The 14,409-nt window shown below is 70.0% G+C and carries 17 protein-coding genes; 9 read left to right on the top strand and 8 right to left on the bottom strand.

The genetic code is table 11. The annotated features are described in order from the left end of the window. Positions 1-109: 109 nt before the first annotated feature. Complete coding sequence (locus V6U86_RS08645) at positions 110-397, bottom strand: DUF6458 family protein (protein ID WP_334500526.1); 288 nt, start codon at positions 395-397, stop codon at positions 110-112. A 112-nt stretch (positions 398-509) separates the two neighbouring features. Here V6U86_RS08645 and V6U86_RS08640 point away from each other — a divergent pair, with 112 nt between their 5' ends. After that, positions 510-1,049 (top strand): SixA phosphatase family protein, encoded by a 540-nt coding sequence (locus tag V6U86_RS08640; protein WP_334500524.1) that lies wholly within the window; start codon positions 510-512, stop codon positions 1,047-1,049. Positions 1,050-1,105: 56 nt separating this feature from the next. Here the strand turns inward: V6U86_RS08640 and V6U86_RS08635 are convergent, their stop codons facing one another. The 4 genes from V6U86_RS08635 to V6U86_RS08620 form a co-directional block, all read right to left on the bottom strand. Next, the gene (locus tag V6U86_RS08635; RefSeq protein WP_030332052.1) at positions 1,106-1,375 is read right to left on the bottom strand and encodes a DUF6458 family protein; all 270 of its coding nucleotides are present in this window, start codon (positions 1,373-1,375) and stop codon (positions 1,106-1,108) included. 213 nt (positions 1,376-1,588) lie between these two features. Then, positions 1,589-3,445 (bottom strand): acyl-CoA dehydrogenase, encoded by a 1,857-nt coding sequence (locus V6U86_RS08630; protein WP_334500518.1) that lies wholly within the window; start codon positions 3,443-3,445, stop codon positions 1,589-1,591. A 129-nt stretch (positions 3,446-3,574) separates the two neighbouring features. Then, positions 3,575-4,699 (bottom strand): PP2C family protein-serine/threonine phosphatase, encoded by a 1,125-nt coding sequence (locus tag V6U86_RS08625; protein WP_334500826.1) that lies wholly within the window; start codon positions 4,697-4,699, stop codon positions 3,575-3,577. Between the two features lie 104 nt (positions 4,700-4,803). Continuing rightward, positions 4,804-5,436: a septal ring lytic transglycosylase RlpA family protein gene (locus tag V6U86_RS08620; protein ID WP_334500516.1), complete on the bottom strand. Its 633-nt coding sequence runs from the start codon at positions 5,434-5,436 to the stop codon at positions 4,804-4,806. 187 nt (positions 5,437-5,623) lie between these two features. Here V6U86_RS08620 and V6U86_RS08615 point away from each other — a divergent pair, with 187 nt between their 5' ends. Genes V6U86_RS08615 through V6U86_RS08605 form a run of 3 tightly spaced genes read left to right on the top strand, consistent with a single transcriptional unit; the run spans position 5,624 to position 7,783 of the window. Beyond that, the gene (locus tag V6U86_RS08615) at positions 5,624-6,175 is read left to right on the top strand and encodes a phosphoribosyltransferase family protein (RefSeq protein WP_334500514.1); all 552 of its coding nucleotides are present in this window, start codon (positions 5,624-5,626) and stop codon (positions 6,173-6,175) included. A 33-nt stretch (positions 6,176-6,208) separates the two neighbouring features. Beyond that, positions 6,209-7,294 (top strand): questin oxidase family protein, encoded by a 1,086-nt coding sequence (locus V6U86_RS08610; protein WP_334500511.1) that lies wholly within the window; start codon positions 6,209-6,211, stop codon positions 7,292-7,294. A 57-nt stretch (positions 7,295-7,351) separates the two neighbouring features. After that, positions 7,352-7,783: an ASCH domain-containing protein gene (locus tag V6U86_RS08605; protein ID WP_334500509.1), complete on the top strand. Its 432-nt coding sequence runs from the start codon at positions 7,352-7,354 to the stop codon at positions 7,781-7,783. Positions 7,784-7,911: 128 nt separating this feature from the next. Here V6U86_RS08605 and V6U86_RS08600 read toward each other — a convergent pair whose 3' ends face one another. After that, positions 7,912-8,820, bottom strand: a complete 909-nt coding sequence (locus tag V6U86_RS08600) for an LLM class flavin-dependent oxidoreductase (RefSeq protein WP_334500507.1) — start codon at positions 8,818-8,820, stop codon at positions 7,912-7,914. A 39-nt stretch (positions 8,821-8,859) separates the two neighbouring features. Between V6U86_RS08600 and V6U86_RS08595 the strand changes: the two genes are divergently transcribed. From V6U86_RS08595 to V6U86_RS08585, 3 genes are all read left to right on the top strand, one after another. Beyond that, positions 8,860-9,279 carry a hypothetical protein gene (locus V6U86_RS08595; RefSeq protein WP_334500505.1) on the top strand — a complete coding sequence of 140 codons (420 nt, stop codon included), beginning with the start codon at positions 8,860-8,862 and terminating at the stop codon, positions 9,277-9,279. 77 nt (positions 9,280-9,356) lie between these two features. Next, entirely contained in the window at positions 9,357-10,061 is a 705-nt protein-coding gene (locus tag V6U86_RS08590) for a dihydrofolate reductase family protein (protein ID WP_334500502.1), read from the top strand. Between the two features lie 32 nt (positions 10,062-10,093). Then, positions 10,094-10,738, top strand: coding sequence for a dihydrofolate reductase family protein (locus V6U86_RS08585; RefSeq protein WP_334500499.1), 645 nt, complete (start codon positions 10,094-10,096; stop codon positions 10,736-10,738). 84 nt (positions 10,739-10,822) lie between these two features. Here the strand turns inward: V6U86_RS08585 and V6U86_RS08580 are convergent, their stop codons facing one another. Continuing rightward, positions 10,823-11,164: a VOC family protein gene (locus V6U86_RS08580; protein ID WP_334500497.1), complete on the bottom strand. Its 342-nt coding sequence runs from the start codon at positions 11,162-11,164 to the stop codon at positions 10,823-10,825. A gap of 243 nt (positions 11,165-11,407) precedes the next feature. Between V6U86_RS08580 and V6U86_RS08575 the strand changes: the two genes are divergently transcribed. Both V6U86_RS08575 and V6U86_RS08570 read left to right on the top strand, forming a co-directional pair. Next, entirely contained in the window at positions 11,408-12,346 is a 939-nt protein-coding gene (locus V6U86_RS08575) for an LD-carboxypeptidase (protein WP_334500824.1), read from the top strand. 72 nt (positions 12,347-12,418) lie between these two features. Further along, positions 12,419-12,985, top strand: a complete 567-nt coding sequence (locus V6U86_RS08570; RefSeq protein WP_334500494.1) for a 2'-5' RNA ligase family protein — start codon at positions 12,419-12,421, stop codon at positions 12,983-12,985. A gap of 348 nt (positions 12,986-13,333) precedes the next feature. On the opposite strand, the gene V6U86_RS08565 is transcribed toward V6U86_RS08570, so the two are convergent. After that, a complete protein-coding gene (locus V6U86_RS08565) occupies positions 13,334-14,092 on the bottom strand; it encodes an acyltransferase (RefSeq protein WP_334500491.1) in 759 nt (252 codons plus the stop codon). Positions 14,093-14,409 lie beyond the last annotated feature (317 nt).

Genomic DNA, 14,409 nt, shown 5'->3' with positions numbered 1-14,409 from the left:
ACGATCCACGGGGCGCCCGGGTGCCTGGGCGCGGCGCCGAGAGGGGCCGGGGCCGAACGCGAGCCGGGGCCCCGCGACGCTGCGGGACCCCGGAGTGCGTGAGCGAGGATCAGACCGGCCGGCCCGGCCGACGCACCTCGCGGTACTCCTGCACGACCTGGTCGTTCTGGACCGGAACGACCCGGTCGGCCACCACGCGCTCCTCGCGTACCGGCGCGGCGACCGTCGTGCGGCGGCGGCTGCTCCAGAAGTAGAGGGTGGCGAGCAGGCCGGCGACGCCGGCGAGCATCAGCACCCAGCCGACCACGGACAGGTCCAGCCAGCCCAGGTCGGCTTCCACTGCGAACGCGAAGATCGCGCCCAGCGCGATCAAGAAGATGCTGCCACCAATGCCCATGTCTCGCTCCTCGGCTCTAACCTGGCGTACGTCGCGCCGCGGCCGTCGGTAGGGGTGCGGCATCCATCGACTTACCCCGGCACGGAGATCGCCAATCGGGCAAGCTGGGAACATGACGGACGCTGACCCCGAGACGCGGACACTGGTGTTGCTGCGGCACGCGAAAGCCGAGCAGGGCAGCGACGCGGCAGACGACGCCGAGCGGCCGCTGAGCGCACGCGGCACCGCCGACGCGGCTTCGGCTGGTGCCTGGTTGGCGCACCACGGGCTGCTGCCCGACGTGGTGATCTGCTCGACGGCCCGACGCACCAGGCAGACCTGGCACGGGGTGGCGATGGGGATGACCGGTTCACCGCCGGAGGGCGGCCCGACCGGTCCGCGCCCGACCGTCCGTTATGAGCCGGGCGCGTACGACGCGCACCCCGAGGAGCTGTTGTCGCTGGTCCGGACGGTGGACCCGGCGGCCCGCACGGCGCTGCTCATTGCCCATAATCCAGGCATATCGCTGCTCTCGGCGCTCCTTGATCCGGAGGGCCTCACCGATGAGGGGTTGCGCACCGCCGAACTGGCGGTGCACCGCTGCCCGGTCCGCTGGATGGACTTGAGCAGGGCGGGAGCGCCGCTCACGGCCCGACACACCGCACGCGACTGAGCCACCCGCCGATTGTCGGCGGGTGGCTCAGCGGTCGCGTCGAGGGCGTGCGGCGATCAGGACGGCGGCGCGGTTGGTGGCGGCGGGTCCGGCGGTGGCGGCATCATCGCCGTCGGATGAGACAGCCGGTTCTCCTCCACGATGAGGGTTCGGGCCCGCTTGCGCCGGTCCTGCCAGAACCAGAGCGTGGTCAGCAGTACGGCCAGCCCAGCCAGGATGAACACCCAGCCGACCGCGCGTACGTCGATCCACCAGACGTTGGCTCTCAGCGCGAAGGTCAGGATCGCGCCGATCGCGATGAGAAAAATGCCGCTTCCTACACCCATGTGCGCTGCACTCCCCCGTGCGGTGGCTCTGGGCGTTCCCTTTCGAGGTCACGCGACGGTTACCCGCCACGGCACCGGCATACCCGACCGGGCTCGCCCAATACGTGCCCGCCGCCAGGGTGGGACGGCGACGGCCGGCGAGGCAGACAGCCCCGCCGGCCGTTGCGGCGTCGGGTGGTGCGACCCGAAACCGTCAGACGTGCCGTGGCACGCTCAGAAGACCTCCTCCGGGAGGTCCATGATGTCGAGGTCGGCACCCTCGATGATCCGCCGGTCGGCACCGATGCGGGGCAGCACCTCACGGGCGAAGAAACGCGCTGCGGCCACCTTGCCGGTGTAGAACGCCTTGTCACTGGCGGAGACCTCGCCGGCCAGCGCCTTCAGCGCCACGTCGGCCTGCCGCTGAAGCAGCCAGCCGACCACCAGGTCGCCGATCGCCAGCAGGAACCGTCGGCTGCTCAGCCCGACCCGGTAGAGCGCGCGGGTGTCACCGCCCTGCGCCTCGCCCAGCCAGCCGGTCATGACGCCGAGGATGTTCTGGATCTCGGCCAGCGCCTTGCCGAGCGCCTGCCGCTCCTCCTTGAGCTGACCGTTGCCCGCCTCGGTCGAGATGAACTCCTGGATCTCGCCCGCGACTGCCATGAGCGCCTTGCCGTTGTCCCGAACGATCTTGCGGAAGACCAGGTCGAGGCTCTGGATGGCGGTGGTGCCCTCGTACAGGGTGTCGATCTTGGCGTCCCGGACGTACTGCTCCAGCGGGTAGTCCTGGAGGAACCCGGAGCCGCCGAAGGTCTGCAGGGCCTCGTGCCCGAGCAGTTCGTACGCCCGCTCCGAACCGACGCCCTTGACCAGCGGCAGCAGCAGGTCGTTGACCCGCTTGGCCAGTTTGGTGGCCTTCTCGTCGCCGGCAGCCTCGGCCACCGCGACCTTGTCCTGCCAGGTGGCGGTGTAGAGGACCAGAGCGCGGAGACCCTCGGCGTACGACTTCTGCAGCAGCAGCGAGCGGCGTACGTCCGGGTGGTGGGTGATGGTGACCCGGGGAGCGGTCTTGTCCGCCTGCTGGATCAGGTCGGCGCCCTGCACCCGGTTCTTCGCGTACTCCAGGGCGTTGAGGTAGCCGGTGGAGAGGGTGGCGATGGCCTTGGTGCCGACCAGCATCCGCGCGTACTCAATGATCATGAACATCTGCCGGATGCCGTCGTGCTTGTCGCCCAGCAGCCAGCCCTTGGCCGGTACGCCGTGCTCGCCGAAGGTCAGCTCGCAGGTGTTGGAGACCTTGAGACCCATCTTGTGCTCGACGTTCGTGGCGTAGACGCCGTTACGCTCGCCCAGCTCACCGGTGGTCTCGTCGAAGTGGAACTTCGGCACCACGAAGAGCGACAGGCCCTTGGTGCCGGGGCCGCCGACGCCCTCCACGCCCACCGGGCGGGCCAGCACGTAGTGCACGATGTTGTCGCTCAGGTCGTGCTCGCCCGAGGTGATGAAGCGCTTGACGCCCTCGATGTGCCAGGAGCCGTCTGGCTGCTGGACTGCGCGGGCACGGCCGGCGCCGACGTCCGAGCCGGCGTCCGGCTCGGTGAGCACCATGGTGGAGCCCCACTGCTTGTCGATGAAGAGCTTCGCCCAGCGCTTCTGCTGCTCGGTGCCCTCGACGTCCAGCACGTGCGCGAAGGACGGGCCGGAGGCGTACATCCAGATGGGGGCGTTCGAGCCGAGCACCAGCTCGGCGAGGGCCCACCAGAGGGCGCGCGGCGCGGTGGTGCCGCCAAGGTGCGGCGGCAGGTCCAGGCGCCAGAACTCGGAGTCCATGAACGCCTGGTAGGACTTCTTGAACGACTCCGGCAGGGGGGCGGTGTGCGTGGCCGGGTCGAAGACCGGGGGGTTGCGGTCACTGTCCGTGTAGCTCGCGGCCAGGTCCTCACGGGCGAGGCGGTCAAGCTCGGCGAGGAAGCTGCGGGCGGTGTCGGCGTCGAGATCCGAGTACGGCTCCTGGCCGAACGCCCGGTCCGCCCCGAAGACCTCGAACAGGTTGAACTCAAGGTCCCGCAGGTTGCTCTTGTAGTGGGTCATGCTCGCTGGCCCCGCTTCCGGACAGGTGTTACCGATCAGTAACCCCGACTGTATTACTCGCGGGTAGGCAGCGACAAGCGGATCACCCAAGTGACGGCGATTACACACTCCCGGGTACGCCGACCGGGCTCAGCTCTCGGCGGCCCCGACCTCCCAGCTCGGAACGGCCACCGCCGCCCCGGTACGGGTGCCGACGTACTCCATCAGGACCAGCGCGATGTCGTCGTCGAGCCGGCCGTGCACCCACTCGACCAGGGCAGTCTCCAGCGACGCCAGCCCGTCGGCGACGGTGCCATGGCCGAGCAGTCGCCAGGCCCGGTCGGCGGTGGGAAAGAACTCGCCATCCCGCCGCGCCTCGCCGAGGCCGTCGGTGAACAGCAGCAGCCGGTCCCCGGGCTCCAGGCGTTCGACCCGGGGGCGGACCACCGGCATGAACCCGAGCGGAGGCGCCGGGGCCGGCGGTTCCAGCGGGATCACCGCACCTCGGCGCAGCAGCAACGGTGGCGGATGCCCACAGTTGACGATCGTGAGGGTGCCGCCACGCTCCTCGACCAGCGCCGCAGTGACGAAGTCCTCGTCGCCGACGTTGCGGGCCACCGCGCGGTCCAGGTCGGCGACGACGGCCCGCAGGTCGGCTCGCTCGTACGCCACGTGCCGGTAGGAACCGAGGACGATGCTGGCCAGCCGGACCGCGTCCAGGCCCTTGCCCCGAACGTCACCAATGATCATGCGTACCCCGTAGGGGGTGTCGATCGCCTCGTACAGGTCGCCGCCGATCTCGGCCGTGGCGGTGGAGGAGATGTAGCGTCCCGCGACCGATAGCGTGCCGACCTGCGGCCCGAGCGGGCGGAGCACCGCCTGCTGGGCCACCGCGGCGAGCTTGGTCAGCTCGACGATCCGCTCGGCCTGCCGCTGCCGAACCCAGGCCACCGCCACGGCCAACGCGGTGACGAGCGCGACAGCGACAACGTTGACCGAGGTGACCAGCGAGACCTTCGGCGCGATCAGCGCGAAGCCGACGCCGACCACTGTCGCCGCGACGCCCACCCCCAGGACCACCAGCCAGGACGCCATGGCTGCGGCGAGAACCGGCGCGGCCGCCAGGAGCGCGACGTAGTGCACCTTACGGCCGTCCGCCGCCTCCACCGCCGACACGATCGCGAGCAGAACGAGGGCCGCGCCGAGGCCGGCGCGGGATCCGGGGCTCAGCGGGCGACGGCCCGACTGGAGGAGTCGCGTGGGTACGAAAGACAGTTTGCCTGATCCACGTGAACCGGTGAACGAACCTGACCCGTCGTCCGAGCAGGTTCTGTCCGGCCGGCCCAGTCGGCTGGCCGAATCGGCGTCGCCCGTCCCGGTCAGCCGAGGACCTCGTAACGGACGGTGAGCGCGCCCACGTCGACCGAGGCGATGGTGGCGAAGGCGGCCCGGGAGAGATCCAGGCAGCGACCGTCGATGAACGGGCCGCGGTCGTTGATCCGTACCGTCACCGACTTGCCGTTGGCCGGGTTGGTCACCCGGACCTTGGTGTTGAACGGCAGGGTCTTGTGCGCGGCGGTCAGCGCGTTGGGGTTGAACGACTCGCCGTTGGCGGTGAGCTGCCCGTCGGAATAGAACGAGGCGCCGCAGGAACCGCTCTCCAGCACCTTCGCCGCGGCCGTGGTCTTCTTGGCGGTCGGCTTCGGCTTCGGCGACGCGGTGCGGTCCTTGCTCCGGGAGGCGGCCTGCTGCGATCGGGTCGCCGACGGGCTGGCGGTCACGCTCGGCGAGGCGCTGACGCTCGGGGAGACGGCCGGGGCGCTGGGGGTGAGGCTGCTCGCGGCGGTGGTCGGGGTGAACTCGAGAGCCGTCTGCCCCGACTGGTCGGAGCCGGAGGTCAGCTGCACGGCACCGACCGTGCCCCCGACGGCGAGGGCGACGCCGACCGCCGCGGTGGCCACGATGCCCGCCGGGGAGGAGAAGATGCGGGTACGGGAGTGCTTGCCTGCCACCGGCCCGGTCCTTTCGTCGTCTGAACAAACCGGGTCGGACCGTAACGAGAGAAGTACTTCGGACGTCAACCTGATCATGGTGGTATGCCCGCATTTACCCAGGTACGTGTAGCCGATCATCCGACCCAGGGTGGGCCGGGCGGCCCGGGTGCGCCACGCCCCACCGCCCGTGCCGCAGGATGGGCAGATGCCCGCTGAGCTGACCGAACGCCTGGCCGCCCTGTTCCAGTGGATCGACCCCGGTCCGGGCACCAGTCACCTGGTCAGCGACATCTCCGGTTGGTGGCGGGACCCGGCGGTGCTGGCCGAGCTGGGGCCGGCCCTGGTGGCGCCGTACCGGGCCGCCCGACCCACGGTGGTGCTCGCGCCCGCCGTCACCGGGCTGCTGCTCGGGCCGTTGGCCGCCACCGCCCTCGGGGTCGGCTTCGTGGCCGCCCACAAACCCGGTGACGGACGACTGCCGGCCGGGCCACTGACCTGGGCGCAGAGCCCACCCGACTACCGGGGCCGACGCGTCGACCTCGCCGTACGCGACCGACACCTCGGCCCCGAAGACCGCGTGCTGGTGGTCGACGACTGGGTGCGTACCGGCTCGCAACTACACGCCCTCTACGACATCTGCGCCGCACGGGGCGCCGAGGTGCTGGGCACCGCCGTGGTGGCCATGGACTGCCCGCCCGACGTCGCAGCCGACCTCCGGATCACCGGCCTGATCGACGCCGCGGATCTGCCTGCTTGACTTGAAGCGAGGTTCAACACTGATGATCGACTGATGACTGACGGAGTTCTCGACGAGGCGTACGAGCGGCTGCACCGCACCGGCCCCGAATTCCAGGGCTGGCTCTCCAACCACGGGCCGATGGCCGTCGAGGCGCTGGTCCGCCACGGGCACCCACACCGGGTGCACCGCTGGCTCGACGACTACCTCGACCGCCTCGACGAGTTGCCCCGAGGGCTGCACCCGATCGACGACTGGCGGTCGGCGCTCGGCGATCCGAAGCGTGCCGGCGACTGGTTGGCCTACTTCGACCGAGAACTGCGCGAACACCCGTGGCGTGACGTGCTCGGCACCTGGTGGCCCCGGCTGCTGCCGGGCATCGCCGCCGGCGCCACGCACGGGGTGATCCGGGTCGGGCACGCCGTACGCGCGCTCGACCCGGACGACGAGAACCAGCAGCGGCTCACCGAGTTGGGCCAGGCCCTCGGCTACTGGGCGGCCCGCTGGCAGCCAATCCCCGGCACCGACCAACTGCTCGCCGGCGAGCCCGAAGGGCCGGGCACCGACGAACTGCTCGCCGGCGAGCCCGAAGGGCCAGGCACCGACGACATCGACGTAACGGGCGCGCTGGCCGGGGTGCCCCGGATCGACGACCAGACCGGGGGCGTCCGGGATCGGCTGGGCCGGCTTCCCGGCGTACCCCGGTGGGAGCCGGCACTCGCGACGCTGCGCCCCGCGCGCAGCCCGGCCGAGGCGGAGCGCGGGCTCGCCACGCTGGTGCACCGCGCCAGCCTGGACTACCTGCGGTTCGGGCACGCCGCGCCGGTCATGCTGGTGCACGCGGTCACCGCGCCGACCGCCGTGCTGCGTACCCTGCCGGCACTGGACCGGGGTCTGTGGGCGCCGAGCCTCACCGCGGCCTGGGCCGCGACGGCGGCCATGACCTCCGTGTACGCCCCAGCCGACGGCATCGCGCCACCGACCGTGACCCCTGCCACGCCGGCGGAGGTCTTCGCCCGCGCGGCCCGGCACGGCGACGAGCACGTGGTCAAGCTGGCCGACGCGATCCTCGACGCGTACGCGGCCAGTGGTGACGAGCGGCTCCTCAGCGCACCCGGCTACGCCGGCCAGCTGATCTGAGCGGGGCGACGCGTATTACGGCGGCGGCCCGCGACGTGCTGGCCTAGCCTCGGCAGGATGTGGCCTCGGATCGGTGAACTGCGCGCCCTCGCCCTCGGCACCCCTGGCGAGCTGCGGGCAACCCTCAACACCCTGGTGCTGGCCGGTGTGAAGACCGCGACGGCCGGCCGACTCGCCGAGTACGCGGAAGAGGGCGAGGAGTTGGAGCACGTCGGCGAACGCCTGGCCCTGATCGACGACGACAACGCCCTGGCCGGCGTCGTGGAGATCACCGGAGTCGAGGTGGTCCGCTTCGCCGACGTGCCCTGGGACTTCGCCCACGCCGAGGGCGAGGGCGACCGGTCGATCGAGGAGTGGCGGGCCGGGCACTCGGCCTACTGGGCGCGGCTCGGCACGCCGGTCGACGGCGACACCCCGATCGTCTGCCTCCGCTTCCGGCTGGTCTCCGGCGGCGACGGCGGGGTGGCCAGCGGCGATCTCGGCCCCTGACCCAGCGGCCGGGCGCGGGCGAGTCCGGCGGCCTCAGCCGGGCGGGCGCGGGCGACTCCGGCGGCTTCAGCCGGTCTGGCGCGGGCGCGGCGGCCCGGCCGGGCCGGACACGGACGGGCGTGGCGGTTTCAGCCGCGTAGTTGTGGCAGCAACCGCGTCGCCACGTCCACCAGGATGGCCTCGTCACCGGCGTACCAACTGCTGGCCCGGGGCCAGTGCGTCACCACGTCGGTGAAGCCCAGCTCGGCGGCCCGGCCGACCTGGTCGGCGAAGAACTGTGCGCTGCTGAGCGAGAAGACCGGCGCCGCGTCCAGCGACAGGTAGCGGTCCAGGCTGGCCGGGTCGCGGCCGGCCTCGTCCAAGGTCCGGTCCATCCGCGCGGACAGCGCCGACACGCTGGCCCACCAACCCGCCAGGTCGTTGTCGTCACCGGTGCCGGTGGTCACCCACCCCTGGCCGAAGCGGGCCACCAACCGCATCGACCGTGGCCCGTTGGCGGCCACCACGAACGGCACCCGGGGCTGCTGCACGCAGCCAGGGTTGTTGCGGGCATCCACCGCGGCGAACCAGTCGCCACGCCAGGTGGTGCCGTCCTCCCGCAGGATCAGATCCAACAACTCGGTGAACTCGGCGAACCGGTCGACCCGCTGACGCGGTGGCAGCGTCTCACCACCCAGCACCGCCGAGTCGAAGCCGATGCCACCCGCGCCAAGGCCGAGCAGCAGCCGGCCGGCGGAGACGTCGTCCACCGTGGTGATCTGCCGGGCGAACGCGGCCGGGTGCCGGAAGTTCGGCGACGCCACCAGGGTGCCCAGTCGAATCCGCGAGGTCACCGTGGCGGCGGCGGTCAACGTGGACATCGAGTCGAACCACGGGCCGTCGACCAGGTCACGCCAACCCAGGTGGTCGTACGTCCAGGCGTGGTCGAAGCCCCACTCGTCGACCTGCCGCCAGCGACGCTGCGACTCCGCCCACCGCTGGTCCGGCAGGATCACGATGCCAATCCGCATGATCGCCACCCTAGTCGGGCCGAACATCCGCGCCCCACCGCTGCGGCCAGCCCGTACTCTCCGGGGATGACTACCGAACCGGCCACTGCCCGCGTATCTGCGGATCGCCGGTTCCGCATGATCCGCACGGTGGCGTTGCTGGTCGGGGTGGTCGTTCCGTCCCTCGTCCTCCGCGAGCTGGTCGAGTCCCGGTTCGGCCACGGGCCGATGGCCGACCTCAGCGCGGTCGCGGTGCCGATGGCGGCGACCGCGTGGCTCGCTCCGTACGCCTCCTATCGGCGGCGCGACGCGCTGCTCTGGCTGGTCGGCCCGGGCATCTACGTCTTCGCTGTGATCGCCTGGCGAGTGGCCCTCGCGCCGTACCGGGACTGGCGGCCCCGCCCGGAGGAGAAGCCCCGCATGCGCTGGTCACGCGACCCGGAACACGCCGGGACGTGGCACCTGACCAAGCCCGATAGTGGCACGCGTCACACTTCTTCCCGGTAGGGACATCGCGTTCGGCTCCGACTCCTCGGGGAGCGGCACCCAGGCGGGGTGTCGCCCGACGAGAGGACCAGAGCGCGATGACCAAGGTGACCGCACAACTGTCGGTATCGGTGGACGGCTTCTACGCCGGCCCACAGTTCGACGGCAACGGCGACTGGATGGGCTCGACGGAGAGCGCGAAATTCTTCCGGGTCACCCGGTGGGCGACCGAAGCGGCGGCCTGGCGCGAGCGGCAGGGCTTCGCCGGCGGGGAGCAGGACACCAACTCCGAGGTGATAGCCGAGTCGTTCGGCGCGGCCGGCGCGTACGTGATGGGCCGCCGGATGGCCGACGGGGGTGAGATCCCCTGGGGTGAGGAGCCGCCGTTCCGCGCACCTGTCTTCGTCGTCACCCACCGCCCCCGCCAGCGGCTGCTGAAGGAGGGAGGCACCAGCTTCACCTACGTCACCGATGGCGTGGCCAGCGCCGTCAAGCAGGCGCGCGCCGTGGCCGGTGGCAAGGATGTCGCGGTGGCCGGGGGCGGCAGCCTGGTGCGGCAGGTGCTCAAGGCCGGTCTGCTCGACGAGTTGGAGTTGCACGTCGTACCGGTCGTGCTCGGCACCGGCCTGCGGCTCTTCGACGCGGACCTCGACCTCGGCGACCGGGAGGGGATCGAGCTGACGTCGACCCGCGTCCTCACCACCCCCCAGGTGACCCACATCCGGTACGCGGTGCGTGGTCGCGCCCCGCTCGTGCTCGACGACCGGGGCCGCGGAGGCGGCCCGACGGTAACCGCGAACTGAATCACGGCCCGTCGAAGGAAGGAGGAGACACCATGCCGCAACTGTTGCGGGTGCAGTGCTTCAACGTTTCGCGTGACGGGTTCGGGACCGGAGAGGGGCAGAGCCTGGAACGGCCGTTCGGCCACGCGGATCCCACCCCGCTCTTCTCCTGGCGTGCCGCCACCGCCAGTTTCGTGTACCGCACCGAGCCGGGCGGCACGCGTGGCCTGGACGACTACCTGACCCGCGACGCCGAGTGCAACATCGGAGCGGAGATCATGGGTCGCAACAAGTTCGGCCCCCAGCGTGGCCCCTGGGAGAACCATGACTGGCAGGGCTGGTGGGGGGACAACCCGCCGTTCCACACGCCGGTCTTCGTGCTCACCCACCACGTGCGCCCGTCGTTCACCCTGGCCGACACCACGTTCCACTTCCTCAACGCCAGCCCGGCCGAGGCGCTGGCCCAGGCAAGGCAGGCAGCCGCCGGCCGGGACGTACGCCTCGGGGGCGGTGTGGCGACGATCCGCGAGTTCCTCGCGGCCGACCTGGTCGACACGATGCACTTCGCCGTCGCGCCCGTCGACCTTCACCGGGGCGAGCGTTTGTGGGACAGCCCTGACGAACTGCTCGACCGCTTCCACCTCGAGTCGGTGCCCAGCCCCAGCGGAATCACCCATCTCCTGTTCTGGAGACGATGACGCGCGCTCTGAGCGACCCCGCCACCGAGATCTTGGACAGTTTCCGTTACGCCTGAACGGAAACTGTCCAAGATCTGCGCCTTCTCAGAGGCGGGTCAGCACCAGCAGCCGGTTGCCGTCGGGGTCGGTGACCCGGGCGGACCGCTCACCCCAGGGCTGGTCGACCGGTTCCTCGGTGACCGTCGCTCCACCCGTACGCAGCGCGCCCACAGCTGCGTCGCAGTCATCGGCGTAGACACACAGCTCCCAGCGGTGCGAGTCGGCCGGCCCACCAGCCTCCGGGTTGGCGGCCAGGCCGAGCTCGCTGCTGCCAAGTCGCAGCGCGACGAACTCCGGGGCGCCCTCGTCCGGGAACCGGTAGGTCAGCTCGAAGCCGACCACATCCTGGTAGAACGCGATCAGTCGTGGCAGGTCAGGTGTCGTCACGATCGGAAAAGCTTCGGTGAACACGGACCACCTCCACGCCGGACACTAGCCGGTGCCGACGTCCAGCCGGAACCACCACCGTCGATCCCTAAATGAGATGCGCACCGGTTCGCGCACCTGTTGGATCTCGACATGGAGCATGAGCTTGTTCACCCCCGCAAGGCCCGCCCCGGGGACCACCTCGCGGTCCTCTCGCCCTCGTTCGCCGCGGCCGGCGCCTATCCCGGGATTCACGAGCAGGCCATGCGACGGCTTGCCGACCTGACCGGCCTCGTTCCGGTGGAATACCCCACCACCCGCCAGGTGGGCGCGAGCGCGGCAGCGCGGGCGGCGGACATCAACGCCGCATTCGCGGATCCCCAGGTACGCGGCATTCTCGCCGTCATCGGCGGCGAGGACCAGATCACCGTCATCCCCCACCTGGACGCCGACCTGGCCCGAGCCGATCCGAAGCCATTCCTCGGCACCAGCGACAACACCAACCTGCACCACTGGCTCTGGGGCCTCGGCATCGCCAGCTTCTACGGCGGATCCTCCCAGGTGCACCTTGGCCCCGGGCCAGCCGTCGACGACATCCACGTCCGGTCGCTGCGAGCGGCGTTACTCACCGGGGAGCGGCTGGAGATCACCGACCCGGGTGAATCCGAGGACATCGGCATCGACTGGGCGGACCCGCAGGCGTTGAAATCCTTCGGAGAACGCGAATCGACGGAGCCGTGGAGCTGGTACGGGCCGTCCCGAGCGGTCACCGGCCGCACCTGGGGTGGCTGCCTGGAGGTCATCCAGTGGATCCTGACGGCGGGACGGTTCCCGTTTCCCCCGGAGGCCCTGCGGGGTGGGGTGCTGATCATCGAGACGTCGGAGGAGCTTCTCCCCGCCCGTGAGGTCGGCTGGATCGTCCGATCACTGGGTGAACGCGGTCTCCTCAGCGCCGTCGACGCGGTCCTGGTCGCCCGTCCGCCGGTCTCCGACCACACCCGTCGACCCGCCGCCGAAGATCGCGCGCGGCTACGCGAACAGCAGCGCGACACGGTCGTCGACGTGGTGACCCGCTACAACCCCGAGGCGGTCGTCTGTGTCGGCGTCCCATTCGGCCACACCAAACCACAGTGGATCCTTCCCCACGGCGGCCCGGTCACCGTCGACGGCGTGGAGCGTCGGATCTTCGCCGACTACCGATAGGGGCCGTCAGCCAGGTGCCGAGGGCGCGAAACCCGGTAGATCGGCGCCTGGCCATGGACGGAAACTACGGGGATGGAACCGACGCAGACAGCGCTCATCGTGCCGATACCCGAGGCCGAGCAGGCGGTGGGCCGCTTTCGGGCATCGCTCGACCGGGCCGCCTCGTGGGGCGTGCCAGCGCACGTGACCGTCCTCTACCCGTTCCTGTCCCCGCAGCAGATCGACGAGCAGACCTTGGCCGTGCTGCGTGAAACCATTGCCGGGATACCTCGGTTCGACGTCGCACTGACGCACGTCGACTGGTTCGGCGACGCGGTCCTCTGGCTCGCGCCGCAGCCAGATCGCCCTTTCCGTGACCTCACCCGGGCAGTGTGGCAACGGTTTCCCGAGGCACCTCCGTACGCCGGGGCGCACAGCGATGTGGTGCCGCACCTGACCATCGGTCATGACGCCGACAAGCCCGTGCTGAGCCACGCAGCGAAAACCGTGGCCGCGCACCTGCCGATCAACGCGGCCGTCGACCGGGTGCGGCTGATCGCCGGCACGCCGGACGTCAGCCCGTGGCGCACCGTCTGCGAGTTCCCGTTGGGCGCCCCACCCCCAGCAGCTGGTACGGGTCTCCAGGCGGCCTCGGCCTGACGCTGAAACGCGGTCCGTGGGCGGATCTCCCCGTCCGGGGATGCAGGCCGCCGCAACATCCAAGGCCCCGACCGGGGCTGTCGTCCTGGCCAGGGTTTTCGCGGTAGAGCGGGTGACGGGAATCGAACCCGCACTGTCAGCATGGGAATCGGGTTGAGTCGCGTCTCCCGGGCCTGCTGCCCCCTGGTCGCTGAAGCACGAGCGACTCGGCCAAGCTCTGCGAGGGACCTTCCAGGCGGCTCGTGCACGTTGGTCCCTGGGATCTGGCGCCCGCGAACGATGCGGGGTTGATTAAAACTTGCGGGCACCCCCCGGGGATGGGAATGCCCTCAAGGACTTCATGTGGAGTCAGCGCATGAACGCCATGGTTGCGTCCTTCAATCGTCGCACCAGGGTCAGTTTCCTTACATCTGGTTTATCGTCCTCAGTGAGCGCCCAATAGGCGGACTTCTCAACGGTCGAGGCGTCGGGCTTGTAGAAAGGCGGAACAAGTGACAGGTGCGGCCGCTCCCATGCGATGTTGCGGCGGGTCACCCTGGCCGGCGAGCCAACCGCAATGCAGTTGTTGGGGATCTTTCCGGTAACCAGGCTGCGGAATCCGATCACGGAGCCGTCGCCGACTCGCGCACCGGCCAGTGCGACCGCTCCATTGGCGAACCAAACATGGTTTCCGATCGTTACATCGCGTGCGGCGTTGATCCGCTTCCCCGTCGTAACGTCGAAGATGGGATGGGCGTCGTCGGAGCGGAACTGATTTTCCTGTGCAATCATCACGTCATTCCCGAAGGAGACGGTGCACCCCTCCACGGCTGTGATCATGCAATGGCCGGTCATGTTGATGTTGTCACCGAATTTCACGGTGGCGTCTTGTCCGATGCGGATGGCCGCCTTGATCCCGCCGACCTTCGTGTTGGCACCCAGGATCAGCGTCCCGTTGTCGCAGTCGAAGTTCACGTTAAGGTACTCGACGCGCACGCCTTTAGGGGCCACAATCCGGTTGTTGCGGCCCTTGAAAGTGATGGAAATATTCCCGCCGATTATCCCCTCGCAGGCAATGCTGTTGCCCTCGTCGTCGGAGTACTCGGATAGCTGAGCGACTTTTCCCATCTCGATAGTCTAACGACATGCGGGATCCCGCTAATCGACCGGGCGGCCGACTGTGGAGATGCACCGCGGCCCGGTCTTGACCTTCGATGAGGTCATCGCGAAGGTGCCGTCAGGGCCCGCGTCGTGGTACCACGCTCCCCGACGCCGGCCTTTTGGGACGAACCGGAGCTAGCCCTCTTTTCCACCGTCCGTCGCAAAAGGGGCTGATTGTCGACCCACGGAATAACCGTATCTGCACTAGGGATTTCTCGTCATATTTGGCATTCCACGGGAGCCACTCAGCCATCCCGTACGCCATCGACCCGCCCTCCTAGGGA

The sequence above is a fragment of the Micromonospora sp. CPCC 205558 genome (assembly GCF_036902955.1).
Taxonomy (GTDB): domain Bacteria; phylum Actinomycetota; class Actinomycetes; order Mycobacteriales; family Micromonosporaceae; genus Micromonospora.
The sequence above is the reverse complement of the archived record's forward strand: the minus strand, read 5'-3'. Positions and strand labels throughout refer to the sequence as shown.

Coding starts and splice junctions, on each gene's coding strand:
- V6U86_RS08645 (WP_334500526.1), bottom strand. CDS start 397: ATGGGCATTGGTGGCAGCATCTTCTTGATCGCGCTGGGCGCGATCTTC.
- V6U86_RS08640 (WP_334500524.1), top strand. CDS start 510: ATGACGGACGCTGACCCCGAGACGCGGACACTGGTGTTGCTGCGGCAC.
- V6U86_RS08635 (WP_030332052.1), bottom strand. CDS start 1,375: ATGGGTGTAGGAAGCGGCATTTTTCTCATCGCGATCGGCGCGATCCTG.
- V6U86_RS08630 (WP_334500518.1), bottom strand. CDS start 3,445: ATGACCCACTACAAGAGCAACCTGCGGGACCTTGAGTTCAACCTGTTC.
- V6U86_RS08615 (WP_334500514.1), top strand. CDS start 5,624: ATGCCCGCTGAGCTGACCGAACGCCTGGCCGCCCTGTTCCAGTGGATC.
- V6U86_RS08610 (WP_334500511.1), top strand. CDS start 6,209: ATGACTGACGGAGTTCTCGACGAGGCGTACGAGCGGCTGCACCGCACC.
- V6U86_RS08605 (WP_334500509.1), top strand. CDS start 7,352: ATGTGGCCTCGGATCGGTGAACTGCGCGCCCTCGCCCTCGGCACCCCT.
- V6U86_RS08600 (WP_334500507.1), bottom strand. CDS start 8,820: ATGTTCGGCCCGACTAGGGTGGCGATCATGCGGATTGGCATCGTGATC.
- V6U86_RS08595 (WP_334500505.1), top strand. CDS start 8,860: ATGACTACCGAACCGGCCACTGCCCGCGTATCTGCGGATCGCCGGTTC.
- V6U86_RS08590 (WP_334500502.1), top strand. CDS start 9,357: ATGACCAAGGTGACCGCACAACTGTCGGTATCGGTGGACGGCTTCTAC.
- V6U86_RS08585 (WP_334500499.1), top strand. CDS start 10,094: ATGCCGCAACTGTTGCGGGTGCAGTGCTTCAACGTTTCGCGTGACGGG.
- V6U86_RS08575 (WP_334500824.1), top strand. CDS start 11,408: ATGCGACGGCTTGCCGACCTGACCGGCCTCGTTCCGGTGGAATACCCC.
- V6U86_RS08570 (WP_334500494.1), top strand. CDS start 12,419: ATGGAACCGACGCAGACAGCGCTCATCGTGCCGATACCCGAGGCCGAG.
- V6U86_RS08565 (WP_334500491.1), bottom strand. CDS start 14,092: ATGGGAAAAGTCGCTCAGCTATCCGAGTACTCCGACGACGAGGGCAAC.